This window comes from Atopobium fossor DSM 15642 (assembly GCF_000483125.1).
Classification (GTDB): domain Bacteria; phylum Actinomycetota; class Coriobacteriia; order Coriobacteriales; family Atopobiaceae; genus Atopobium; species Atopobium fossor.
The window spans coordinates 145566-170953 of record NZ_KI519553.1; the positions used below are offsets into that span (position 1 = coordinate 145566).

25 protein-coding genes are annotated in these 25388 nt (G+C 42.6%); 16 read left to right on the forward strand and 9 right to left on the reverse strand.

The annotated features are described in order from the left end of the window. Positions 1-26: 26 nt before the first annotated feature. The 4 genes from G469_RS0103385 to G469_RS0103400 are packed head-to-tail and all read left to right on the forward strand — an operon-like array spanning position 27 to position 3720. Complete coding sequence (locus G469_RS0103385; protein ID WP_028263847.1) at positions 27-266, forward strand: acyl carrier protein; 240 nt, start codon at positions 27-29, stop codon at positions 264-266. A 14-nt stretch (positions 267-280) separates the two neighbouring features. Beyond that, positions 281-1279, forward strand: coding sequence for a phosphate acyltransferase (locus tag G469_RS0103390; protein WP_028263848.1), 999 nt, complete (start codon positions 281-283; stop codon positions 1277-1279). A gap of 2 nt (positions 1280-1281) precedes the next feature. Beyond that, a complete protein-coding gene (buk, locus tag G469_RS0103395) occupies positions 1282-2403 on the forward strand; it encodes a butyrate kinase (RefSeq protein ID WP_035425368.1) in 1122 nt (373 codons plus the stop codon). Between the two features lie 48 nt (positions 2404-2451). Continuing rightward, a complete protein-coding gene (locus tag G469_RS0103400; protein WP_028263850.1) occupies positions 2452-3720 on the forward strand; it encodes an L-lactate MFS transporter in 1269 nt (422 codons plus the stop codon). Between the two features lie 114 nt (positions 3721-3834). Here the strand turns inward: G469_RS0103400 and G469_RS0103405 are convergent, their stop codons facing one another. Both G469_RS0103405 and ahpC read right to left on the reverse strand, forming a co-directional pair. Continuing rightward, positions 3835-5517: an FAD-dependent oxidoreductase gene (locus G469_RS0103405; RefSeq protein ID WP_028263851.1), complete on the reverse strand. Its 1683-nt coding sequence runs from the start codon at positions 5515-5517 to the stop codon at positions 3835-3837. A gap of 169 nt (positions 5518-5686) precedes the next feature. Continuing rightward, complete coding sequence (gene ahpC, locus G469_RS0103410; protein WP_028263852.1) at positions 5687-6250, reverse strand: alkyl hydroperoxide reductase subunit C; 564 nt, start codon at positions 6248-6250, stop codon at positions 5687-5689. 279 nt (positions 6251-6529) lie between these two features. On the opposite strand from ahpC, the gene G469_RS08235 reads away from it, so the two are divergent. The 6 genes from G469_RS08235 to G469_RS0103440 all read left to right on the forward strand — a co-directional run bounded on the left by G469_RS08235 (position 6530) and on the right by G469_RS0103440 (position 11217). Next, the gene (locus tag G469_RS08235) at positions 6530-8029 is read left to right on the forward strand and encodes a xylulokinase (RefSeq protein WP_051353741.1); all 1500 of its coding nucleotides are present in this window, start codon (positions 6530-6532) and stop codon (positions 8027-8029) included. Between the two features lie 146 nt (positions 8030-8175). Further along, positions 8176-8724, forward strand: coding sequence for a PTS glucitol/sorbitol transporter subunit IIC (gene srlA / locus G469_RS0103420; RefSeq protein WP_028263853.1), 549 nt, complete (start codon positions 8176-8178; stop codon positions 8722-8724). 18 nt (positions 8725-8742) lie between these two features. Beyond that, positions 8743-9759, forward strand: a complete 1017-nt coding sequence (gene srlE / locus G469_RS0103425; RefSeq protein ID WP_028263854.1) for a PTS glucitol/sorbitol transporter subunit IIB — start codon at positions 8743-8745, stop codon at positions 9757-9759. 15 nt (positions 9760-9774) lie between these two features. Further along, positions 9775-10155, forward strand: a complete 381-nt coding sequence (locus tag G469_RS0103430; protein WP_028263855.1) for a hypothetical protein — start codon at positions 9775-9777, stop codon at positions 10153-10155. Between the two features lie 15 nt (positions 10156-10170). Next, positions 10171-10521: a PTS glucitol/sorbitol transporter subunit IIA gene (locus G469_RS0103435; RefSeq protein ID WP_028263856.1), complete on the forward strand. Its 351-nt coding sequence runs from the start codon at positions 10171-10173 to the stop codon at positions 10519-10521. Between the two features lie 21 nt (positions 10522-10542). Continuing rightward, entirely contained in the window at positions 10543-11217 is a 675-nt protein-coding gene (locus G469_RS0103440) for a triose-phosphate isomerase (protein WP_156908398.1), read from the forward strand. A gap of 134 nt (positions 11218-11351) precedes the next feature. Here the strand turns inward: G469_RS0103440 and G469_RS0103445 are convergent, their stop codons facing one another. The 6 genes from G469_RS0103445 to G469_RS0103470 form a co-directional block, all read right to left on the reverse strand. Further along, entirely contained in the window at positions 11352-12113 is a 762-nt protein-coding gene (locus G469_RS0103445) for a GntR family transcriptional regulator (RefSeq protein WP_035425369.1), read from the reverse strand. Positions 12114-12224: 111 nt separating this feature from the next. Continuing rightward, entirely contained in the window at positions 12225-13721 is a 1497-nt protein-coding gene (locus G469_RS0103450; RefSeq protein WP_156908399.1) for an FGGY-family carbohydrate kinase, read from the reverse strand. A 92-nt stretch (positions 13722-13813) separates the two neighbouring features. Next, positions 13814-15193 carry a PTS galactitol transporter subunit IIC gene (locus G469_RS0103455; RefSeq protein ID WP_028263860.1) on the reverse strand — a complete coding sequence of 460 codons (1380 nt, stop codon included), beginning with the start codon at positions 15191-15193 and terminating at the stop codon, positions 13814-13816. 82 nt (positions 15194-15275) lie between these two features. After that, positions 15276-15557, reverse strand: coding sequence for a PTS sugar transporter subunit IIB (locus tag G469_RS0103460; RefSeq protein ID WP_028263861.1), 282 nt, complete (start codon positions 15555-15557; stop codon positions 15276-15278). A gap of 76 nt (positions 15558-15633) precedes the next feature. Continuing rightward, positions 15634-16467 (reverse strand): class II aldolase, encoded by an 834-nt coding sequence (locus G469_RS0103465; protein ID WP_028263862.1) that lies wholly within the window; start codon positions 16465-16467, stop codon positions 15634-15636. A gap of 20 nt (positions 16468-16487) precedes the next feature. Continuing rightward, a complete protein-coding gene (locus tag G469_RS0103470; RefSeq protein WP_035425370.1) occupies positions 16488-17225 on the reverse strand; it encodes a GntR family transcriptional regulator in 738 nt (245 codons plus the stop codon). An 878-nt stretch (positions 17226-18103) separates the two neighbouring features. On the opposite strand from G469_RS0103470, the gene G469_RS08240 reads away from it, so the two are divergent. From G469_RS08240 to G469_RS0103505, 6 genes are all read left to right on the forward strand, one after another. Next, positions 18104-18856, forward strand: a complete 753-nt coding sequence (locus tag G469_RS08240; protein ID WP_084522290.1) for a Fic family protein — start codon at positions 18104-18106, stop codon at positions 18854-18856. Between the two features lie 221 nt (positions 18857-19077). After that, positions 19078-19539, forward strand: a complete 462-nt coding sequence (locus tag G469_RS08245) for a DUF3021 family protein (protein ID WP_051353742.1) — start codon at positions 19078-19080, stop codon at positions 19537-19539. A 66-nt stretch (positions 19540-19605) separates the two neighbouring features. Further along, on the forward strand, positions 19606-20133 hold the full coding sequence (locus G469_RS0103490) for a nitroreductase (protein ID WP_028263864.1): 528 nt from the start codon (positions 19606-19608) through the stop codon (positions 20131-20133). A gap of 57 nt (positions 20134-20190) precedes the next feature. Next, positions 20191-20556: a hypothetical protein gene (locus G469_RS0103495; protein ID WP_028263865.1), complete on the forward strand. Its 366-nt coding sequence runs from the start codon at positions 20191-20193 to the stop codon at positions 20554-20556. 164 nt (positions 20557-20720) lie between these two features. After that, positions 20721-21476, forward strand: coding sequence for an SDR family NAD(P)-dependent oxidoreductase (locus tag G469_RS0103500; RefSeq protein WP_028263866.1), 756 nt, complete (start codon positions 20721-20723; stop codon positions 21474-21476). 12 nt (positions 21477-21488) lie between these two features. Further along, a complete protein-coding gene (locus G469_RS0103505; RefSeq protein WP_028263867.1) occupies positions 21489-22475 on the forward strand; it encodes a 2-keto-3-deoxygluconate permease in 987 nt (328 codons plus the stop codon). A 208-nt stretch (positions 22476-22683) separates the two neighbouring features. Here G469_RS0103505 and G469_RS0103510 read toward each other — a convergent pair whose 3' ends face one another. Then, the gene (locus tag G469_RS0103510; protein WP_028263868.1) at positions 22684-25356 is read right to left on the reverse strand and encodes a DUF2339 domain-containing protein; all 2673 of its coding nucleotides are present in this window, start codon (positions 25354-25356) and stop codon (positions 22684-22686) included. Positions 25357-25388: the final 32 nt, after the last annotated feature.

Here is a 25388-nt window from a genome sequence, read left to right on the forward strand (position 1 = left end):
TGAGCTGCAATATTAAGGAGTTCATCATGAATGAAGAGATTTTTACCAAGCTTGCTAACCGTTGTGCCTATATCTGGGGTGTAGATGTTTCCGAGATTACTCCCGATACTACATTTGCGGAGCACAATACCAAGAGTGCCCAGATTTCTCAGATGACTACCTATTTAGAGGATGAGTTTGACTGTGAGGTTCCTTACATGCAGTTTAAGCGTAACGTCACGGTGGGAGAGGCAGCAGACTTTGTTGCTGACCTTCTGGATGAGTAAATACTGGGTGGAATATGAACGAGTTTTTGCAATCCATGGTGGAGCGCGCAGCACAAGCTCCTAAACGCGTATGCTTTCCCGAGTCTTATAACGTAGATATTATTACATGTGCTGCAGCGGTAGTTGAATGTGGTATGGGTACTCCTGTAATGATTGGCTCTAAAGAACAAATCGAGCAGCTTGCACAGGAGTCTGGCGTAAGTACAGTAGGCTTTGATTATTTTGACAACACAAGTGATGACCAGCGTGAATCTCTTGCTGTTATGTATGAAGAGTCAGGAAAGACGGATTACAGCCATAAGGCAGTTGTGCGCAAATCCAAAGATCCCGTTAATTGCGGTATGTTCCTATTGTCTTTAGGTAAAGTAGACTGTGTTGCTGCGGGTAAGGATTACTCTACAGGTGATGTGGTTTTCTCGGCTATGAGCTTTGTGGGTCTTGCAGATGGCATTGAGTCTCCTTCCAGCCTAGGAATCGCAGATATACCTGGTTTTGAGGGACCACAGAGCTCCATGTTGGCGCTTGCAGATTGTGCCATTACTGCACAACCTGATGCCAGTGATTTGGCTGGCATTGCCATTGCTTCTGCAGACACAGTTCGCAATCTTATGGGTTGGGAGCCTCGTGTAGCCTTACTGGCTTTTTCGACTAAAGGTTCTGCAGAGCATGAGACCATTGATGTGATTCGTCAGGCTAAAGAGCGAGTGCATGAACTACGTCCCGATATTGCCTGCGATGGTGAGCTACAGTTCGATGCTGCAATTATCCCCGCTGTTGCTGCTCATAAGGTTAAGCATGATAGTCCTGTTGCGGGCAAAGCTAACGTTTTGGTTTTTCCTAACCTGCATGCAGGTAATATTGGCGTAAAAATGGTTCAGATTTTTGGTCACGCCAATGCATATGGCCCTGTATTGCAGGGTTTTAAATTGCCTGTTTGTGACTTCTCCCGAAGCGCTCCTGTGGAAGAGATGCTGGGTAATGTTGCCATGCTTATTGTGCGAGCAGGGGAGTAATTATGACAGATTCTAAGAAGTGGCGCGTGCTGGTAATTAATCCTGGATCGACATCAACCAAGCTTGGTTTGTTTGAGGGTGGTGCAGCAATATTTACCAAGTCCATTGATCATAATGCTTCCAAGTTGGCTGAATTTGAGACCATTAGTGATCAAATGCCCTATAGACGTGACATGATTTTGTCTGCACTTGTCGAGAATAACCAAAAGCTTGAAGACATTGATGCTTTTGTTGGGCGTGGAGGTGGCTTACTTCCTTTGGAAGGTGGCACCTATGTGGTTGATGACACTATTTTAGACCATGCGTATCGTGGGGCTAATGGTGTCCAGCATCCTGCTCAGCTAGGCAGTCAGCTTGCTCATGCTTTTGCACAACAGGCAGGTAATAAGCCTTGCTATGTAGTTAATCCTCCTGATACGGACGAGTTGTGTGATAGTGCGCGCATGACGGGTATTCGTGGTGTGTATCGCCATGTGCACTTACACGCACTTAATCTTAAAGAGACGGCTATTCGTCACGCAGTAAGTATGGATAAACAATATGAGGACTGTAATTTTATAGTGTGCCATATAGGCGGAGGCATTAGCATTTCTGCTCATCAGCATGGTCGCATGATTGACGGCAATGATATTGTGGGCGGCGAAGGTCCTATGACTCCAACTCGTTGTGGTTCGATGCCTGTGAGTGAGGTGTTGTCTCTTATTGATAGTGGATTGTCTACGGCAGACGTACGCAAGTTAACTCTTAAATCCGGTGGCTTTGTAAATCTGCTTGGCACAAGTGATGCGCGTGAGGTTACTGCACGTGCCGAGAAGGGCGATAAGGTCGCAGCTCGTGTATGGGCAGCTATGACATACCAAATTTGTAAGTGGATTGGTGCTATGGCTGTTGTTTTAAACGGTCAGGTTGATGGTATTTTGCTGGGCGGCGGTATGGTTCATGATAAAGGACTGGTGCAGGACATTACTCAAACCTGCTCGTGGATTGCCCCAGTAACTGCCTATCCTGGTGAATTTGAGCTTGAGGCTATGGCCGCTGGTGCCAATCGTGTTCTTAATAAAGAAGAAAAACCTAAGGTATATACCGGTGTCCCCGTATTTACGAGTTTTGCAGATGAGCAGTAATTTCCAAAATATCCGGTAGCACCATCAAAATCGTGGAGAGGGTTAGCATTGCAAGTAAGTAGTAATCAGTACAACCGATGGTTTGTTTTAGCGGCATCGTGTGCTATAAACCTTTGTATTGGTTCGATTTATGCATGGAGTGTGTTTGCTCTTCCTATGCAAGAACATCTATCTCATATTGCAGGAACTAACATTGGAAGTCTTGCAATTGTCTTTACGCTTGCAAATGCTGTTGGTCCTATCACAATGATTTCTGGTGGTGCTATAACCAAAAAAATTGGCGTACGTAATGTGGTGCGCATTGGTGGGTTGCTGTTTTGCGTGGGTATGATTTTGTCGGGCTTTACTAAGAGTCTGCCTGAACTGCTACTAACATATGGCTTAGGTGTAGGTCTGGGCGTAGGTATGGTGTATGGCGCTACCGTAAGCAACACTGTAAAGTTTTTTCCAGATAAGCGTGGCTTAGCAGGTGGTATTACTACAGCATTTTATGGTTTGAGCTCGGTACTAATTCCTGTGATTGCTAATGCACTTATTAATAACTTTAGTATTGTTGAGGCTTTTTGGATGCTGGGTATAGCTATGCTGCTGCTCATTATGGGCGCTTCATTTGCAGTAGCGAGCTGTCCAGATGGGTATGCACCTACTGGGTGGACGAAAAAGGAGATCCAGGTACGGGACATTGCCACACAAAATGCTGTTCAGGTTAGTGTAGATAAAACTTGGCGAGAAATGCTGTCTGATCCAATTTTTTATATCATGATTGCAATGCTTTTGTGCGGGGCATTTTCTGGATTGATGATTACTTCTCAGGCTTCAGCAATTGCACAGCGTATGGTGCAAATGGATACTGTGCTCGCAGCTTTGATTGTTTCTGTCTTAGCTTTGTTTAATACGGCTGGACGCATTGTTTCTGGTGTGCTTTCTGATCGCCTTGGCATTATCCGAACGTTGCGTTTGATGTTTGTGTTACTTATTGTGGGTATGGCGTTGCTACTGTTGTCTGCACGGATGGGTGCCATAGTATTTATCATTGCCGTTTGTGTGGTTGGATTTGTGTTTGGCTCTGTTATGGGTATTTATCCGGGGTTTACTGCTGCACAATTTGGCAATACGAATAACTCTGTTAATTACGGGATTATGTTTATTGGATTTGCGACCGCCGGATTTTTTGGTCCTACCGCTATGAATATCCTGTTCAATAATACAGGTTCGTATATTCCCGCCTTTGCGGTTGCTGCAACTTTAGGTGTGCTGGGTGTTGTACTTTCATTTTTGTATGAAAGGGCAACGAAAGTGCAACATGTGAGTGAATAGAAGTTCTGAAGTTTATACCTTGTTGCATAGTTAACATTAAAATCAAGGATCCTATAACCATTTGGGTTGTAGGATCCTTTTTGTATATAGGCCTGCTTTAGATTAAGCAATTATCTAAATGAGTGCGAGCATCTCATCTATAGTTTTACGACCAAACTCGACCTTCTCACCGTTGTTAATGATGATGCATGGCACACTCATAACGTTATAACGGTCCTTCAATTTGGGGAAGTGGCCTGCGTCGTATATATGTGCTGTGACGTTGGGATTGAGTGATGCAATGCGTTGAGCTGCACTAACTGTGTCTGGACACATGGTACAGGTAAGCGAGGTAAGTACCTGAATGGTGGTGGGTACGGTGAGTGCCTTAATTGCCAAGCGTGTGGTATCGGGGAGAGGTTGACCGGGTCCGCTTACGTTATAGATTCCCAGTATAAATGGGGTGAACTCATGCCCACCTGGCACACCATGGAATGCAAGACCAGATTCTGTGCCGTCAGCAGTGCAAATATGAACACAAGGTGTGTTAGCGGTGGCGTCAGCCGTGCTTTGAGTGCCTGTACGCATAACGCTGATTTTATCGCTCAATGACGCTAGTTCGGAGCAGTAGGCATCCAACTCTGTGGAGATTGGTCGGTCATCCAAATCTAGCTTAAGCACTATGGGTTTTTCCATGCGGGCAAATACTGCATTGAGTTGGGCTACCATGTCTGCCGAGAAAAGCTCTGAGTTTGCGGTATTGGCCGTTGTGGTAAAAGATGCTGCCTCGCCGGGTTTCTCGATAGGTAAAGCTTGCGATTGACTTGGATTTTGTTCAGGACGTTGGGGGACAATGCCCGTCTTGTTTTGCATAGCGGCAAGATGGTGCTCCATTTGCGTGGCAGCACTCGCAGCTTCACCCACGGCAGTTGCTACTTGGCGCAGATCCTTTACACATACATCGCCTGCGGCAAAAACACCTGGTGCAGAAGTCTGGCACTGCTTATTGGTAATAATGTTTCCGCGTGAATCAAGCTCCACAATGTCTTTGATAAGGCCAGTTGCAGGGGTGTATCCAGCCAAAACAAAGACACCAAAGGTATCGCCTTCGGGGGCTTGATAGCAAGTGAGCTCATCGGTTTTCATGTTGCGATAGATGAGCGTGCGGGGCATGGAATCGCCAGTAAGTTCTACAACTTCGGTGTTGGTATGGATAGTGATTTTATCGTTGGTACGCGCTGCTTCTGTGGAGGCTTCTGCGCAGGTAAAGTCGTCGGTAATCATGAGGATATGGACATGTTTAGCGTATTTGGTTAAGAAAACACTTTCTTCGGCAGCCGCAAATCCACCGCCTATTACAAAGACATCTTTACCGGTGAAAAATTCGCCATCGCAGGTAGCGCAATAGGCAACGCCATGGCCCTTAAATTGTGATTCTCCGTTAAAGCCAAGTTCGCGTGGCTTGCTGCCAAGAGCAAGTAGAATGCCAAAGCAGGAAAAATCACCAGCGGTTGTATGGACGGTTTTAATATCGCCTTCTACGTTAAAGCTGGTTGCTTCTGCTAATTTGAGTTCTGCGCCAAAAGCCTCTGCTTGTTCGCGCATGGTTTTGGTGAGAGCACGTCCTGAGGTGCGGGCAATGCCCGGATAGTTTACGACCTCTTCTGTGATGTTAATCTGGCCGCCAAATTCGTCCTTCTCGATAACTAAAACACGGTAGCGAGCGCGGGCGAGGTAGATGGCAGCGGTAAGGCCTGCAACACCGCCTCCTACAATAACGGCGTCGTACATGGTGTTTGGATTAGGCTTCTGCGACATGGAGCCTCCTTTTCAAAATGTCAAAATATAGTTTTAAGTGGGGGGATGTAAGGGGTTTTAAATTGGGATTTCAAATTGAGGTACTGACGTGATGTTATAAAAAAGCCCGGCGCACAGAGCACCGGGCTTAGTGAGCAATGTTCCCGGGAAGGGATGTGCAGTTGGTAACTTACAGCATGCCTACCAGGTCAAGACTTGGTTTGAGGGTTTCGCCACCGGGCTGCCACTTAGCGGGGCATACCTGATCGCCGTGCTCGGCAACAAACTTTGCAGCCTGAACAAGGCGCAGCAGCTCCTTGGCGTTACGACCAATGCCACCAGCGGTTACCTCGTATACCTGGATGTGGCCCTCGGGGTCAACAATAAAGGCGCCGCGCTCTGCTAGACCGTCATTCTCGATAAGAACCTCAAAGTCCTGGGCCAATATGTGAGCAGGGTCTGCCAGCATGGGGTAGTTGACCTTAGCAATACGCTCGGACTCCTCGTGCCATGCCTTATGTACAAAGTGAGTATCGCAGGATACGGAGTAGACCTCGCAGCCCTCGGCCTGGAAGTCTGCGTAAATCTCAGCCAACTCCTCAAGCTCGGTGGGGCATACAAAAGTGAAGTCAGCGGGATAGAAGAAGAACAAAGACCACTTGCCCAGTACGTCTGCCTTAGTTACGGTTTTAAAATCATTGTTTACGAATGCCTGAACAGAAAAATCGCCAATTTCCTTACCAATGAGAGACATTCTTACCTCCTTGCGTGCGCTTGCAACGCGTTAGGGAATAGATGATATTTTAAAGTTACCCCATTCTTACTATTATTGATACTCACAAAGTAACATTTTTGGTTAAATTACACTAACTTTTGAGAAATGCTAGAAAGTAACTTGTTTTTAAATCTATTGTTGGTTGTAAAAGAGAATTAATAATTGTCAAAAAAGTTATATAGTCATGTATATAAAGTTGCACGTCTATTCCCATTTTCTTTGTAACAGCTCTGAAGAGCGCTTTTTGTAAGGAGTGTCATGTCCTTAGCACTTGGAATTGACGTCGGAACGTCATCTGTAAAAGTTTCTGCAGTAGATATATCGGGCGTAATCGCAGCAGAAGTTTCCGTTTCATATCACATTGAGGAACCTCGTTCGGGTTGGAAGCAAATCAACCCAGAAGTTTGGTGGGATGCAACATGCAGTGCTTTGAAACAGCTTTCTAAAAAATGCAACCTGTCCTTGGTTTCCTGTATAGGAGTAACGGGGCAAATGCACACACCTGTTTTACTGGATAAAACAGGGCATCCCTCATATGATTCAATTATGTGGAATGATTTGCGTACTAAGGATTTGGTCTGTGATGCAAAACAAGCAATGCATGATGCTGGAGAATACAACATTGCTAAAATTCTTTCGACGGGATCACCTGCATTAGCTCTGTTTTGGTTAAAACAGCATAATCTTGAGATTTACAAAAACACTGCCCTAGTCTTTTCTGTTCCTGATTGGATTGTCTATAAATTAACCGGCGTAAAGGGAACTGATATTAGTTTTGCATCGACATCTTCATTATATAGTATCGAGAAAAATAGCTGGTCACAGGCTGCATTAGATTATTTTGGTATATCGCAAAAGATGCTTCCAGTCGTTGAGGGATCTGCAAGCATTACGGGTACATTAAACAACGTGACTGTTGTCTCTTTAGGCTTAGCAAAAGGAATTCCTGTCATTCGTGGCACAGGAGATAATCCTGCATCTGCTATTTCTGCTGGATGCTTAGATAATTATAGCGGCATAAATAAAAGCAAGATTTCAATTCCCGTTATTTCATTGGGGACTTCGGGTGTGTTGATGTATTCGCATTCAGGAATATATGCACCTAAGGTTGGCAAAACGGTATTGTTTTCTGCAGATGGCATACAATTGGAAAGTCTTATTCAGCTCTCTATACAGTCATGTGGTAATGATATTGATTGGATTGTCACACAAATTCTTGAGCAAGATAGTTTTTCATTTGAAGATGCATCTGTTGAGGATATTAACTATGACATGCGCGATTTGCTGTTTTTCCCGCATCTTAATGGTGAAAAAACCCTTTTTGTTGCACCTAATTTGCGTGGCAGTTTTTTGGGTCTTGATCTTTCAACAACACGCTCTGAACTTTACCGGGCTGTTATGGAAGGAATTTCCTTTGGATTTAGGCAGATGATGGATGCAGTTAATGGTTCAGATGAATGGCATGAGTTGGCTGTTGTAGGAGGAGGTTCTAAAAGCAAACTTTGGCTAGAGATTTTATCAAATGTATTGGATAAGTCCATTTATTGTTTGAGCAACGTGAGTGCTGGGCAGGGAAGTGCTCTGTTAGCATTAGATTCTATACAAGAGACAAATCGCTTATCGTCAAGCAGTCAAAACGAATCATTCATCTTAAGAAGAATTGATCCACAACGTCCTATATGTGACGCATATCATAAGAAATATTGTCAATATCTACGCATAAAGTCAGCAATAGATACCGTTTACAGCAATAATTAAGCCGTTCACCCTGAGCTTTTTCTTGGATTGCATATAGGTGATACTCTATTCATAGGGATATAGACGACTATAGACAACTAAAGATGTTTAGGGGGAAGTTAAACTGTACTGAATGGTAAGTTACGTCTAGTTCATAGGAGAATGTAATGGAAGCGGTAAACAACTTTTTAATCTTCCTTGCAGAAGGCTTTACAGGGCTTTTTAATGCAGCGGGTGCTCAGTTTACATCCTTTGTAACAGGCATGATTCCCATGCTTATCTGCTTAATTCTTACGGTTAAGGCCATTATTCAGCTTATAGGTGAAGATCGCGTATATGGCTTTATGAAGAAATGTACTAAATATGCAGTTCTTCGCTACACCATCATTCCTTTTTTGTGTTGTTTCTTTCTTACAAACCCAATGGCGTATACCTTCGGCGTATTTGTAGACGAGGAATATAAGCCAGCTTTTTATGATGCGGTTGTATCTATGATGCATCCTATTACGGGTCTTTTCCCTCATGCTAACTCCTCCGAGCTGTTTGTATGGCTGGGTATTACTGCTGGTTATGAGGCTCTAGGTAAGAGTTCTGCGCCCTTGGCACTCCGCTTTCTCTTTGTTGGTCTTGCTGTGTGTCTCTTCAAAGGTATTGTTACCGAGAAGCTCTACAAGTATATGGTTGCCCGCAAAGAAGCTAAGCTTCAGAACAACTAGTGGGAAAGGATATTTATTATGAGCGAGTTTAAAAGTGTTAAGGTTTCCCACGGCACCAATGGTTGGGGTGGACCTCTAATTATCACTCCCACAGACGAGAAACCCTACGTAATGAGTGTTACCCTTGGCGGTATCCATCCCGTAGCACAAAAGATTGCTGAACTTTCTGGTGCTCAGGTCTGCGATCAGTTTAAAAATCCTATCGATACCAGCATGGCAGCCATTGCAGTTATTGATTGTGCTGGTGTGGCTCGGTGTGGTACCTATCCCAAAATGGGTATTCCAACTGCCAATGTAAAGCCTGGTTCTCCCTCTGGTCCTCTTGCAACGTTTATTACTGAGGATATTTTTACTTCCGATGTACATGTAGAAAACATTGCATTAGCCGATGGTTCAGAGGTTGTTGTTGAGACTGTCCCTGTTCAGACAGAAGAGAGTGTCAACAAGGAAAATGTGCATGCAAAGATTGCAGATGCACGTGCGGAGAATGCTGCTAAGCGTGGTACGAGCTTCATGGACATTGTTTCTAAGATTGGTACCGGTGTTGGTCGCTTTATTAGCATTATTTATCAGGCTGCACGTGATACCGTAAATGACGTAATCAAAAACATTCTTCCTTTTATGGCGTTCGTTTCTGTTTTGATTGGCATCATTAATTATACTGGTTTTGCAAATGTTCTTGCTAATGTACTCACTCCTCTTGCAGGTAGTTTGCCTGGCATGATTGCCATTGGTCTATTCTGTTCTGTTCCATTTCTTTCTCCACTTATTTGTCCTGGTGCCATTATTGCTTCTGTGCTTTCCGTACTTATTGGAAATCAGATTGCTGCTGGTACCATTCCTGCAAACTTCGCGCTCCCTGGTTTTTTTGCAGTAAACTGCCAAGTGGGTTCTGACTTTGCTCCTGTAGGTATGACTCTTATGGAAGCAAAGCCCGAGACAATTGAGATTGGTTACCCAGCATTTCTCTTTGGTAAGCTTATTACGAGTCCAGTTCAGATTGTCTTTGCATATCTCATGTCATTCGGTCTCTAAAAAATGTGGTTCGCTATGGATTTTGGTAAGGGTATTGCAACGTTAATCTTTATTCTTCTCGTATGGTTAGCAGGAACTATAAGCCAATACCTGTACTGGAAGAAAGTACGTGTTCTCATTCATGAATATGCTAAAAATCATGAAGGCTATCTGGGAACAGGCATGTGTAAGATTAGCTTTAGTAGAAAAGTGTTTGTGCTTGTCCTTACCGATTTTGATTTTAAGATTACCGGTTGTTATGAGCTTGCAAGTTTGTCTCTCAATCCGTCCTTTTCACCCATTAGAGAGGTGATAGGGTTTACTGTAGACAGCGCAATAGAAAAACTTCCGAACCCTAAGTATGCAGATGCATTCAAGCAGGCATTTCATGCAATCAAGTCATCTAAGAAAAGTTAATTTTTGGAGTTTAAGGTGTATTTAGTCACAATTACTGAGCTCGGTGAGACCGTGGAGCCTTTGCTAGACGAGAAAATGCTTGTTTTATTTGGACCAACCGTCCCCGAGGAACTTAAGGAAATTTGTGCAGTTCATAATGGAGAACCAACCGAACAGACCCTTTTAGCCATTGGAGGAACTATTGCTATTGGTGACGCTTCGTACAAAATTTCTGAAGTTGGCGATGCCGCTAATATTAATTTTACGGGGCTTGGGCACCTGACCATTCTATTTGGTAGTACTGCCGAGCTGCTTCCTGGTTCTGTACGTGTAACTTCAGACAGTACACCAGCTCTTTCTGTAGGAACTACGATTGTGTTTTCATAATTTATAAAGGGAGGTGTATTGGTGAAACGCAAGGATTTAAAACTCCCTCTTTTTACCGTTAGTCCAAAGACCTATCTTTTGGGAGACGACTCTATATCCGCCGCACTGCTTACCGATGAAGTGGCTGCCAATCGGGAACATTCGATTTTTTGGACTGCTCCTGTACCAGAGCTTTGTGCAGTTGCCCAACAATTAAAGCATGTGATTCCAACCGCTCAACATGCAGATCTTGTTGGTGATGGAAAAGGAATGGGGTTAATCCCCCTTGAGTCTCTCAAGTTTGCTGGGGTTCAGGCGGTTTTTTTGAACCACACAGCTCATCCCATGAATGTTGATCAACTTTCTGTAACTATCGATAAGGCTCGTGAGCTTGAAATCCTTACCATTGTTGCAGCAGATAGCGTAACTGAATCACTTGCAATTGCTGCTATGAACCCAGATGTTATTTTATGCGAACCAAGTTTTTTAGTTGGTACGGGTCAAACAAGTGATGATAGCTATATTGAGCAGACTATTACTGCGGTGCGTAAGGTCAATTCTGATATTGTCATTATGGAGGGTGCAGGCATTAGATGTGGAGATGATGTACGTCGTCTGATTGGTAAAGGCGCACAAGGAACTGGTATTTCAAGTGCATTAGCCATTACTCATGATCGTCGTGCTCTTTTAACTGAGCTATTTGACGCTCTTGATTAAGTCCCCCTTTTTTGTCAACCACTGTTGACAAAAAGAGACCGAGCATACTTCATGTGCCCGGTCTCTTTCTATTTAAGAAAGCTTCTTCTGCATTAAGCTAAGTACACTTACTTATAAACTAATGCTTGAGTTGGTTAGTGTCTACGTTGAAACACTGTGCCTAGTGTAAAGCGATTAGAGCGTAGCCAAACCCTCGCATATTCAATAATGGTGTCATTATCCAAAAATACAGTTTGAACTTGCTGTAAAACAGGAGATCCTGTCTCCATTTCTAAATATCTTGCATGGTGTTGATCCATGGATTTTGCCAAAAAACTTGTATTTGAGTATTTAACCTCATGTCCAGAATATTTTTTGATAATAGAAAAGAAGCTCTCATTAACATAGTCTGCATCTGCAATGCCCGGAGCAATTGCACAGTTAATATTATTTTCGATGTACATAATGGGCTCGCCTTTAACTTTGCGTACACGTTCGAGCCTAAAATATGGATCGTTAGAGTCAATATTAAGATGTTTTGCAATACTTTCATTTGCAACAAGCTGCTCAGCGGAGACAATTTCCGTGGTGAATTCGATATGCTGTTCTTTAAGTGTTTCAGAAAATGAAATAAGACCTTCGGTGAGAGGGAATGAAATGTCATGTGCCTTTACATAGGTACCTTTTCCTTGTATCTGTTCGAGCAAGCCTTCCTTTACAAGGTAAGAGATGGCCTTTTTGATACTGCCGCGGCTGACTTGAAGTGTTTCGGTAAGTTCAATCTCTGAGGGGATACGCTCGGATTCTTTCCATAGCCCAGAATTAATGCTGTCTTTAAGATAGTCGATAACCTGGCTGTAAATAGGTTTTGGACAATCCTTTTGAATAATGCTATCAACCTTGTTTTTTACCGACATGCAATCCTCATCAAAGTAAATGAGCGTACATTTACAAAAATATAGGTAACAACTTGTTACCTATATTTTATTACACAGTATGGTATTTATAACGTGTTTTAGCAATGCGCTTTAGGCTTGTGCACCAAACAAGCTGTTTTCAAAGCTATGAATGGCCTCGGCAAGAGGTTTATAGGTAGTCATATAGAACATCTTAAGCTTTTTAGACCTCTCCTTATTGGGTATATATTCAACGGTTTGAAGATTGTTGTAGACTTCAATGCCATTACGTTGTGCAGTGGTCATAATAGATCCACATGCTACCGCTTCGCTAAGACTGCAGCCTACAATTTTCTTATCTAGAAGATCAGCTTTTAGTTGCATCCATAAAGGATTTTGAAGAGCAGGTCCAATAACTTTAATAACTTCATAGTTGGAAAGTGCCATATGTGAATACAAGCCATAAAGCTCACATGCAACGCCAAGATGTACGGCAAAAAGCATATTGATACTCTGAGTGTTCTCGGTAAGGCCATAAAATACACCTCTTGCTTCACGTGAGCGCTGGGGAGGACCGCTACCACGTAGGTGTGGGATAAAAATTTCATTAGGGAGTATGAAGTTTTTATCTATGTATGTGTCAAAAAGCTGGGATAGTATGTTCTGGTTAAATGTCTCTAAAGAGATATTAAGCACTTCAAGAGCCCATTCAAATGAAAAGCCAGCAGTAGGCAATGATGCATACAGGGAGTAGGTGTTATCTTGAACGTACATCCCATTAGTAATTTGGCACTCATATTGATGCATGCCAATTTTTGGGTTATTTACTACGGCCAAAATGCCTTCTGAAGTGCCTGTGGAATTGAGTAACTCTTTGTTTGTTTGAAGCTGACAAGCAACCGAACCAGACATGTGATCATGTCCTGTTACTGCGACTTGACACTTTTCAGAGATGCCTGTGGTTTGCGCTACTGAACTCTTAATAAAGCCTCTAAAAGTTCCACTTTTAACAAGAGGAGGAAAAAGTGTATGAGGTAGCTCAAAATAATCTAGAATTTCGCTGGATATCTTAAGGGTATTGATATCAAGAACGGCAGTACGCGACGCTAAAGTAACATCCTGACCGACAGTATCGCATAGAACCCAGGCGATAAAATCAGCCATAGGAAGCCAGGTTTTATTGGTAAGTGAAATGCCGTATTTACGAAGCCAAAGAATTTTAAAAAGTGCTGAGTTTGCGTGTACAGGAATTCCTGTAATGCGATAGAGCCATTGCTCTTTGTTGGATTGTATAAGCTCGTTTACAAACTCACTGCCACGCTTATCAAACCAGCAAATTGAGGTATCTGAATAGGTGTTATTACCATCAATAAGAACACCAGACTCACCAATACTTGCAACCGAGATAAAAGCAATGGTTTCTTGGTTTTGAAGGGCATACTTTGCGCAATTAGCAAGCTGTATAAACAGCAGATTGAGCAGTTGAGGGATGTCGTAATCAACATTGGTGCCAGCAACAAGTTTAGGGCTTGCAAATTTGCCAATATATACAGGCTCACAATTGGGCAAGCTGCAAAGCACAACCTTGCTGTTGGTTGTACCAATATCTATACCAATGGCATACGACACAACCAAATCATCCCTTTCTTTTTCTAAAAGGGGGCGCTGGGTTTTTGTTATACACCAGCGCCCGAATCATTACCTACCTAGTGTAGTGCACATTAGTTTGCTGCTACTGTCTCGTCCTCGAGGTACGCATGTTTGTGGGTTACCTTCCAGGTAAAAGCAACAAGAACAATGGTTACAATAGCAAGAATGATGGCGATAAAGTTACCAGAGAACACCTGGTAAATGAGGTAACGGAATGGGTTACCACCATCAAGAAATGCAGTTACCAAACTGCCGCTAGTAGCGGTATCGTACCCAACATTGTTAGCAAGTTGTGTGATAAGGGGGGCAGCTGCAGAGCAGATGAGTAAATCACCAATGAGGCAGGGGATAGCAATAATAACAGCACGAATAATGTTTTGATCGCAAGCAACAACAATCATAGAACAGAATACAGCCATGTTAGACAGGTCTGCTACTGGTAAGGTTTGGTTGCCTGGGATGATGAATGCCAACATAATAGCAATGGGGGTCAATAGCAGGCCAGTGGAGATAATAGCAGGATTACCAATTGCAACTGCAATATCAAGACCGATATAAAAATCTGCGCGGTCTGGGAAGCGCTTTGCCATAAACTCCTTAACACCATCTGAGATAGGAATGAGACCATCCATAAGAATACGAACCATTCTGGGTAGGATGTACATAACTGCGCCAAGGTTAATAGCAAGACCAAGGAGATTTTTTACATCGTAGCCAGCAAGAAGGCCAAGCAAAATACCAAGCATAAAACCAATCATCATGGGCTCACCAAAGATACCAAGACGTTTTTGAATGGTTTCAGGGTCAGCATGAAGCCTATTAATACCAGGAATTTTATCCAATACCCAGTTGCCCAAAAGGCCAATGGGGAAGAAAACGGCACTAGAAAGTGTTGGTAGAGAAATGCCAGGAAGGTTGCAATACTTTTGAGCAAGAGGTGCACACCAATCACCAATTTTAAGGATAACTACTGCAGCAATAGCAGCACCAACAAGACCGAGAAAGAAGTTACCCGTTGCAACATATACTAACGATCCAGCAAATGCAAAGTGCCAGTAGTTCCAGATATCAACATCAATAGTTTTAGTCCATTTAAAGGCAAGCATAACAAGATTGATAATTAGCGTAAGCACAATTGCAAATGGTGCGATAGGGGAGCCCCATGTGATGGCTGATAAAGGAGCCCATCCAAGATCTACGGCTGGAAGATTGAGACCAGTACGAACAACGATTGCTTGTGCAGCAGGACCTACCTGAGCGCCCATAAGACTAAAGATGGTAAAAACACCAACAAAACCAACGCCCACTACCAAAGCAGATCTGAAAGCTTTAGCAGGCTTAATACGAAAAACTAACGCTAGAACAAAAATAACAATTGGCAGCATTACGGTTGCACCAAAACCAAGAACGTACTGCACTGCATTAAGCAGTGGAGTAACCATGCCTTCCATTTTTCCTCCCTTAATATGAGCTATTTTCAGCGCATGTCAGGCTTATGTTCATGTGGCCTGCGATGCGATTTACTTCTGGTGTTTATCGCAGATAGTCTGCAATCTTTTTGAGAGTCTCATCCATGCCAAAACCAGTGAGTAAGTTAATTGCGTTTACGACGGGGATTTGCACGTCATATGGAATATTAGTTGTAGCAACAATAAGGTCAAAATCCTCTGCAATCTGAGGCACGCTTGCAACATTACGCTGATCAAAGTCAAAATCAATACCTTGTTCCTTGCAATACTCAATGACTTTCTCTTCGGCGATAGTTGAGGTCGCAATACCAGTTGCACAAACAAATAGAACTTTTTTCTTAGCCATTGTGACTCCTCTTTCTATGAGCTTTGCTTGATTCTTGTTAGTGCTGATCGTCTACTAGCTTCTTTGTGAAGCATATTTATGCATTAATTGCCATTGTTTTGTTATAAGCAACTTCGGTAACTGCCGCACGTGCATCAAGAAGCACAGAAGCAAGATTTGCTTCGTTGGGGTTTTCTTGGTGTCGCTTTGCAACAGCACGAATAAATGCTTGACGTAAGTCACTTGCAATATTGATCTTAATCATGTTGTAATCGCGCATGGCACGCAGAGTCTCATCGGGAATGCCAGAACCGCCATGTAGTACGAGAGGCACTGGACTTACTGCCACAATCTCTTTAAGGCAATCAAGGTCAATCTTTGGTTTTTCTTCGAGACCGTGTACATTACCAATAGAGACAGCCAAAAGGTCACAACCAGTACGCTCACAAAACTCAGCTACTTGATTGGGGTTGGTATGGCTATCGGCTTCAGACACATGATCATCTTCCTTGCCTTTAATAGCACCAAGTTCGGCTTCTACTGGTACACCATAGCAATGAGCAAAGTCGACTGCCTGACGAGAAAAGCGGATATTTTCTTCAAAGGGAAGCGCAGCACCATCAATCATGACAGATGTAAAGCCTGCCATGACGGCCTGACGAACGTCTTCCAGAGTTTTGCCATGGTCGAGATGAAGTGCAAAGGGGGTGATGTACTTCTCTGCGGCCATGGCAGTAGTCTGCGCAATGTAGTCATAGCCGGTAAGCTTAACGTTAGTTGGAGCAATCTGTACAATGCCAGGCATGCCCGCTTTCTCAAATGCATCCATGATTGCAAGTGTCATTTCCACATTTGTCGTATTATATGCAGGAAGTATGACATTGTTTTTCTTGGCGATTGTCACCAATTCATTCATATTTACTAGTGGCATAGTGTAGTGTCCTCTCCGTATTACTGCGCCCTTAATAAAACAGTTCCAACGACATATCTGTTGGCGCGTAGCCAAACATTTCCCCACTCAGTAGGAGTGTTGTCGCTATAAAAGATGTGCTGCTCGAGATGAAGAACGGGGGCAGATTCATCAATTTGAAGTATGTTGCCGCGTTGCTCGCCAGCTACTTTTGCAGCATATTTAGCACGAGAAAAACCAATCTTTTTTCCGGAGCATTTCTCGATACTTTGAAAGAGAGCTTCGTCTTCAAAGTTGACCTTATCTAGACCAGGGCAGTGGGCAAGGCTTACTCGATTTTCTATATACATAATGGGCTCATCTTCAACACAGCGAACGCGCTTAAGTAGCAATACTGGGTCTCCGACTGAGATGAAGAGTTTTTCACTGATAAAAAAATCTGCTGAGATGATTTCTTTACTTAGTACACGAGTTTTAAAATCAATATTTTGAGCTTTTAGAGATTCTGCAAAAGACAAAAGCGTATTACCTGATGGGTGAGAGATGGTATTGCGATTTACTACAAATGTGCCACGACCACGGTGTTGAATAAGAATGCCTTCTTTAACGAGGATGGAAATACCTCTTTTGATAGATCCACGACTCATACCAAGTGCTTCACATAGCTCAAACTCGGTTGGGATTTTTTCTCCAACTTCCCACTCGCGATTGTATATTTTTTCGCGAATATAATTTGCAACTTGCGTATGTAATGGAATGGAGCTAACGGGTTTTAACATGTTAATCCTCTCTCTACAATGAGAATAAATATTTATATACAAATGAGACAAGTTCAAAATTATTGTACATTTATTGAAGTGCTTAAAAATATATTTAAGCAGGTATATAGCTAAATATTTTAGTTATAAACTATGTAATATACGAAATAGACATTACTATACAAATAGTTTGTATAGTAATGTTGTACAAATTGTCTGTTCTGCCGGAAAAATTTTTTAAAGTTATGTCTCCTATAACTATTTAGGGTTCCACAAACGGTAGAAAAATAGACATAAACGGTATAGTAGTTAAAAATTATGCAGCTAATGTAAGCTTCTAGGTTAGTTGTCCTGATGTAGGGACATCCATTACAGATGCGTGTTATATCCTTTTCTTGCAAGATGAAAGAAAGTATTTGAAAAATCTCACTCTTATCGTAGGAGGTTGTCAGTTTAATGGTGCAAGAGAGTTTCTTGTTGCTGAAAAAGATTTACTTGATAATAATGCTTTGATCCTTGATGTTTTACAACAACTAAGTTGGGTTTCTAGGTCAAAGTAATACACTCAATCAATAAGACCAACCGTTGGTCGATTTGAAAAATAGCTTAAATAGGGTGATTACTTCTGAAACTTACGCTCATGACTTTCTCCCTTCTGCGTTTTCTGGGAAAAGCGTTTATTGCCTTTCGTCTTGTTTCCCGTACATAGGGATGATCCCGATGCCCGTAAATAACGTTAATTTAAGCAAAATACCTAGATACTCTGGATATAATACAAACAATGAAGTCCGTTAGTTTTTGAGCTTGGTATGGGCAACGTGTGTAGAGTAAAAAGAATTAGCTCGAACTAGTCCTTTTTGTTTAACTCTTTACCAACCATCCTATTGGTAGACGGTTATATGGACATATTTTCTTATATGCGCAGTAATTCTCAGTGGTTTGAGGATTTTATTACACGCTCTACCTATCACTCAAATGCCATTGAGGGTTCAACGCTTTCCTTTGCAGATACCTATGCGATTTTATGGAATGACAGTTCCATGAAAGTAAGCGCTACTGCCCGAGAGCTTTATGATGTCATTAACCATAAATATGCTCTTCAAATAGCACTTCAAACGCCTCATGAGCAGCTTACTGAGCGACTTATTAAAGATATTGCTATCCAAATTAATAAGAATATCAATGATATTGATGGTTATAGAAAAACCCAAGTTTATATCCGCTCAAGTGAGTATATCCCACCTAAGGCATCTGAGATAAACCAGCTTATGCAACAGTTGCTCTATAACCATACCCATACGATGTATGACAGTGTGTTTGAAAAAGAAGCTGCATTTCATATTACCTTTGAGCATATACATCCCTTTGTTGATGGGAATGGTCGTACAGGGCGTATTTTACTCAACCGAGCTCTTATTGCTGCAGGAGTTGCCCCTATTGTTATCCCTGTTGAATCAAAACGCATCTATCTTGAGTCCATAGAATCTTATGATACAAAAGGACTTGCAAAACTTATAGAAAGCCTATCTGCACAGGAAATGCTGCGAATGAAAGAGCAAGCACAAAGCCAAGAAGAATTTGAAGCTGGTATTCCAAGCGCTTCTAAAATTAACAAGAAAGTATCAGATATTTTTAATAATAAGCAAAACTGAAAAAAGAATACTCAAAGTTCATAACGTTTTCCAGCAATGAAGGTATATGTGTGTCTATAGTCAGAAATTTCTCTTTTCAAAGCTTCTACGTTACTAGAGGTTTGTTTGGCTCGGTTTTGTAAGAACTCTAAAATATGCTATGAGCTTAATCAGTGTGCTTCATGACAATCAGTTTTGGAGCGGCTCTGTTTTGATTAATAATTTAGCAAAGGTGAGTTTTAATGAACTTAAAAACGAAGGTTATAAAAAACGGATTTTTCCGAGGATTGATTACGTTAGGCATCATGGGATGTATAACTTATTTTTCAGAAGCTACACAACAACAATCTTTAATGAGTGCAACCATTATTTCAACTGCTATTGCTGCAGCAAGCATAATTTATGATTACGATGTTTGGTCAGTGAAAAAGAAAATTATAGTTCACACGATTATGATGCTGTTTACCGTATATCCGGCATTAGTAATCAGTGGGTGGTTCGATACCTCACACTGGACTGGCTACTTAATTATATTAGGCTCATTCGCTGCCTGTGGTTGCACGTTTGCTAGCATTGGCTATGTAATAAGTCGTTATATTTTGAAGAATGTCCCTGTAAAAATCAGGATGACTAGTTTTAATTTATTACTAATGCCTTTTCAAACTCCTGTTTTTATCAGCCATAAAACTCAATTACAGTCATAAAAGCGGCAATGCCTATCCAATAAGGACTAATATAGAGATGTCCGCCAACGTGGAAAGAGGAATGCTATGAATGACGTTATCAAGGCCTTAAAAGAGCGCAGGAGCATTCGTTCGTTTAAGTCGGAGATGCCTTCCAAAGAAGATATTAAGCAGATTATCGAAGCTGGCCTGTATGCGGCCAGTGGTAAGGGCCAGCAAGCAGCTATTATTCTGGCGGTCACCAATAAAGAGTTGCGCACTAAACTTTCCCAAATCAATTGCACAATTGGTGGCTTTAAGGAAGGTATGGATCCCTTTTATGGTGCACCCGTTATTTTGATTGTGCTTGCCAATAAAAACTGGCCCACGCATGTATATGACGGCAGTCTGGTTATGGACAACATGATGTTGGCAGCTCACTCACTTGGCTTGGGAAGCATCTGGATTCATCGTGCTAAAGAAACTTTCGAGAAGTCCGAGTATCAGCAACTCCTTAAGGACTTGGGTGTCGAGGGAGAATGGGAAGGCATTGGTAACTGCGCTATTGGCTATATCGATGGTGGAATTCCTAGGGCAGTTGCCCGTAAAGACAATCGAGTCTTTTGGGTTGAGTAGCTCATACGTCACAGATTTTATCAGCCTCTTCTAAAAAAAGATCCAAAAGGAGATCCAATGAGCGTGGATTTGAATTTTTGGAAGTACAAGGCAAACGTTGCACATGATCATGCAGCGGTGTATCGGGCGGCATGTTGCGATGGAGAGCTGTTGGTAGAATTGGAATTTCTTCCCGTCGATCAGATTTTGAAAAAAGTGAATAAGTGTTTTTCCAGTTGGATCACCCATGATGGGGACAAAGATTTTGAGAAAGACGGTCGGGGAGCTTTTCAAATTTTTACCACCCCTCAGATTGTTCGATTTGATTGCTATGGCATGCAAGGGGATGACATGAACGCGCTCATAGATATCTTGGCTGGTTTTGGGTGTCCTTTATATGATCCTCAAGTTTCAACAAGGTTTGATGCTTGGACGGACAGATAAGTTCTGAGCCAGCGCCAGGACAAGCATCAATTTGCCAGCCTATACAATAATTTTCTTATTGTATGCATAAATAGTGTATAAAAATACAAATTTAGGCAGTATTACCTTACAAAGGCTCTATTATAAAGTCGTTTTGTCAGCACTCAATTTTGGAGGAGAAGAGCATGGCATTCGATTTTACTGGCAAGTTGGCACTTGTTACTGGTGGTAATTCTGGCATTGGTGCAGAGATTTCTAAGGGTATTGTTGCAGGCGGAGGGCATGTTGTTGTGTGCTCATTTGACAAGGAAGAAGTCGGCCAACAGTTTGTTAAGAATCTTGGCGAGGGTAACTACTTCTACTTCATGGACATTTCTGACGCCGATGCTGTTAAGAAAACCGTTGTTCGCATTTTGGAAGAGTGCGGGGATGTTAATGTTCTTATCAACTGCGCTGGTCGTGTAAGCACCGTTCCCTTTTCCCAGGTAGATGATGAGGAATGGGCTAAAACGATTAACACTAACCTTACGGGTACCTACAATCTGACTCACGCTTTGTGGCAACATTTCATCGATCGTGGTGGCGCGCGCATTGTTAACGTTTCTTCTGTTGCAGGCAAAATTGGTGGCGGCCTGCTGGGCACAGTTGCCTATGCTTCCTCCAAGGCTGGTGTTAACGGTTTTACCAAGGCTATTGCTAAGGAGGGTGGCAAGTATGGTATTTCCTGCAACGCGGTTTGTCCCTCTTTTACCATTACGGGTATGACCACCGCTCTTTCCAATGATCCCGAGAAGTACCAGAAGGTTGTGAGCATTATCCCGTTGGGCCGTCCTGCTCAGCCTTCCGAGCCTGCTCAAATGATTTTGTTCTTTGCATCCGATGCTGCGAGCTTCGTCAATGGTGAAATTGGCGACTGCGATGGCGGCATTGTAATGGACTAGGTGGACCTCTTTATGACAGAAAAAGAACCACTTTCCATGCAGCATCCTTTTAAGGCTTTAGGTCTCATTCCAGATGCAAACATTTTGGTACCTTTACTCCTTGGTGTAACCATGAATACCTTTTTCCCAACGGTATTTCCTACATTGGGTAGCTTTACCTTAGCTATGACCAATAAGGGTACGGCTGCACTTGTTGGTGCTTTCATGCTCTGCGTTGGAGCTACTATTTCGTTTAAGAGTGCTCCTAAGGCTGCTCTTCGTGGTGCCATCATTATTATCTCTAAGGTAATCTTCTGCGTTGCCTTGGGTTTGACTGTGTTGTTTTTGCTTAACGATAACTTCCTTGGTTTATCCGCGATGGTTATTCTGGCGGCATGCTCTGGTGCCAACAATGCTATGTATTCTGGACTTATGGCAGATTACGGCAATGAATACGAGCAGGGTGCTGTTGCTATTACTACTTTGGTAGTTGGTCCTCCCGTAACTATGATTACTCTTGGGGCGGCTGGTCAAGCTCCTATCGGATGGTCTTTGCTTGGAGCTGTACTTCCAATTCTTATTGGTATTGTGCTTGGTAATTTTTTCCCAAGTATGAAAAAGATGCTTACTAGTGCTCTTCCCGCAATTATTGTTATGACCTTCTTCGCAATGGGATGTGGTATGAAGTTTGATGCCCTTATTGCTGCTGGTCCTTCTGGTATTTTGCTAGGTATCATCTGCTCTTGTCTTGGCGGCTTTATTAACTTCTTTATTGACCGCACCACAGGTGGTACAGGTGTTGCAGGTGTAGGTATTTCTAGCTGCGCTGGTGCAAATGCGCTTACTCCTGCCGCTATGGCCGAGGTAAGTCCTGCGGTATATGGCGGAGCAGTTCTTGCAACGGCAAATGCACAAGTTGCTGCTTGTGTTATCGTAACAGCAATTCTTACACCACTTATTACGGGCTTTGTTGCAGAACACTTTGCAACAAAGAAAGAAATTGCTCCAGAAGTTGCATAAGAGCGGGTAATCGAGAAGGTCGGGAACCTCTTTGTCCCATGTTTTATCCTATTACCGGAATCGTAAAAAGAGATGCCTACTTAGTAGGCGTCTCTTTTTTAACGCGCCGTCTTAGCGTCTTAGCTAAAGCGTAATTCTCAAATTGGCGTCCTCAATTTGATTGGTGCTACATGACCTTTAATTAATAGGGTTATCCTAGTTGGTAGGATTACTCTGATTGGTGGGGGATGAGCTTCTTTGTTGCATAGTTGTACAGAAGGCTGATGGTAAAGCACAAGATGCCGCCAATGATAAATGCAACAACACGTGAAAGCGTAGAGCTGTCGCCAAAATCAAAAAGAACCATCTTGAGTACGCAAAGCATGGATACAACCAAGCCATACAGACGCATGGGGCGAATATTAAACCTAAAGCCCACCACTATGCAGATAAGAGCACAGACCATATAAACTAAGCTGGCTGCATAGCCAAGCTCACCAAGAATGCCCAGACGATTTAAAATAGCCGGACACAAAAGCGTAAATATAATTGCCCAGACAACTTGGAGGACTGCCGATGTAGGTATGCCTTGTTGTGCATATTGAGCGTGTTCCCATACTCGAGCTACAATAATGGCAAGTATGAGCGCAGCACCCAGTAGATATATTGCAGACGCAAATACGTTTCTTTCTGGAGCGTCCAAACCTTGATTTCCTGATATGTAACTTACAAAATTGAGCAGAATTATTACTTCGTTAACTTGTGCAGCTCTAATCCAACCGCGAGAGCAAATGGATTTATCCTGTAGCTGTAAGAGAGAAAATCCCGTAAATGCTGTTTGTGGAAGACCTGGGAAAAATACAAATAGTCCCATGAGTTGAGCAAGCTTGAAGAGTGGCACGTGCTCAATAAAAAGACCTTCAATATGAGGGATTGTTGACATAGATAGCTCGAAGAAAAACAACGATGCAAGCAAAACGGGAACTCGTTTTGCTTCAAAATCAACGTTGTAGCCATGACGGCTCCACCATATAAGTGGAGTCAGAGTAGCCACTAAAGCAACAAGAGGCCCAAGCACGCCATATTGTAAAACCAGATGTGCGTAGCCACTGCCAAGAAGATACAGCGCTTCGATGGCCAAGATAACATGTCCTGTAACGGCGTAGACATTATCACGTTGTGTGCATGAGAGGGCATATAGCGCAAGAGCAACAAAGAGCAAACCAGATATTGCAGGAACAAATGGCACCCACCTAAAATGTGGAGCACCAAATAGCAAGAAGGCAGCAATAACACATGTCGTAGCAATAACCGATACTTTGCCCAAACTTGTACTGAAGTCTTTTTTCTTAACAGCCCGCAAGACAATTCCTGCATGAAGCACCAGTAAAAGAATGCATATACAAAGTGAGACATCAATCTCCCAGTTAGCAATTTCTTGCATAAAGGGATCAGCTAGGAACTTAGATGAGTTTTGTAAATCTGCATAGCTCCAAGACATAAAAAGATGTACAAGGACCTTGTATACATCCATGCAGAGTGCGCAGAACCAGAGGAATTCTCCTATTACATAAGATGTGGATGCCGCTGTATGCATAGAACGTTCTTGATCTTGCATCAAAGTGTTTCTGAGCAAATGGAGCATAAAAGATGCGCTTATAAACTGAATGAAAAATGCCGATGCAACAACAGCATTAGGAAGATCTGATTGGAATCCTGCAGTGTAAGCAGGAAAAATAATGCTTAAAAGACCGGGGAAGAAAACGTTTCTCGCATCAAAATGCTGCCACATATAAGAGCTTGCTACAAGGACAAGGAATAATGACGCAAGTAATCCAAGGCTATATATGCGTCGCATACTTAGTAAGCTTCCGCCTACAACAATGAGGCAAGCAAGGAGCTGATAGGCGATAACAATAAAAATACCGGTATCGCTAAAGCCAAAGCTGTAGGAAAAACATACCGAAATAATCATGCCCACATGAGCTACAACTGCAAGAACTATGGAATCAAAATACTTTACAAGATACATGCATGAGGCAGTCCATACCAAAAGTAATGCTAGAACACCTAGATCATCAAGGTATCCAAAGTAAAGACGCGTTATGAGAATTGAAATGAAGAATCCTCCTGCGCCTGTTCCTAACAGGATTGATGAGAGCAGTGGTATGTGCTCTGTTACATCAATTTTTCCTGCAGCAAAAGGACTTTTATCAGCAGTAATTTGATGTTTTGTGGCTACAAAACCAACAGCCAAGAACGCTGCGCTTAGAAGATACATGAGCGCACAACGGATAATGTCTCCCAAATAGGGAACAACAAGCATACCCAAAAGTATAAGGCCGATAAAAACGAGTCCGGCAGCTGCAAAACCAAAGATATTTTGTCCTACTAAGCTCTCGAAAGATGAGAAGTTCTCTTTTAAAGAAGAGCTTGAGTCAGAAGGTGATTTTGTTGTACCTGTTGATGCAGATGGACCAGTTGCCGTTGCCGTTGTTAAAACGGCTTTTTCATTGAATATTCCGGCTGGCATAGGCGGTGCTCCCACTGGGCGGGTTGCAGAAGTAGAAAGACACGGCTCAGTAGAGCGATACGATGCAGCAGGAATCGAAGTGGGTATGGTATTTGGTGTGGATGTAGTACTAGTTGCAGGACTAGCAGGTGTGACGGGCGTATATTTTGACGCTTGAGTCTGAGGTGTAACTGTGTGTGCAGTATTAGTTGCAGGCGCCGTATTAACGGCAGATTCAGGTTGTTTTTCTGACAAGTATGTTTGTAATGCGTTTTCTAAGCGAGTTACTCTGCTTTTGAGTTTGAAGATGGAAAAAGCAGCGTAAATTACAAGTCCTATCAACAGAAGGTCATAGGATGGAAAAAGCAAGTCAGACAGGTCAAACAGCATTGCCACACCACCTTTGTAAGCAAGCCTTAAGA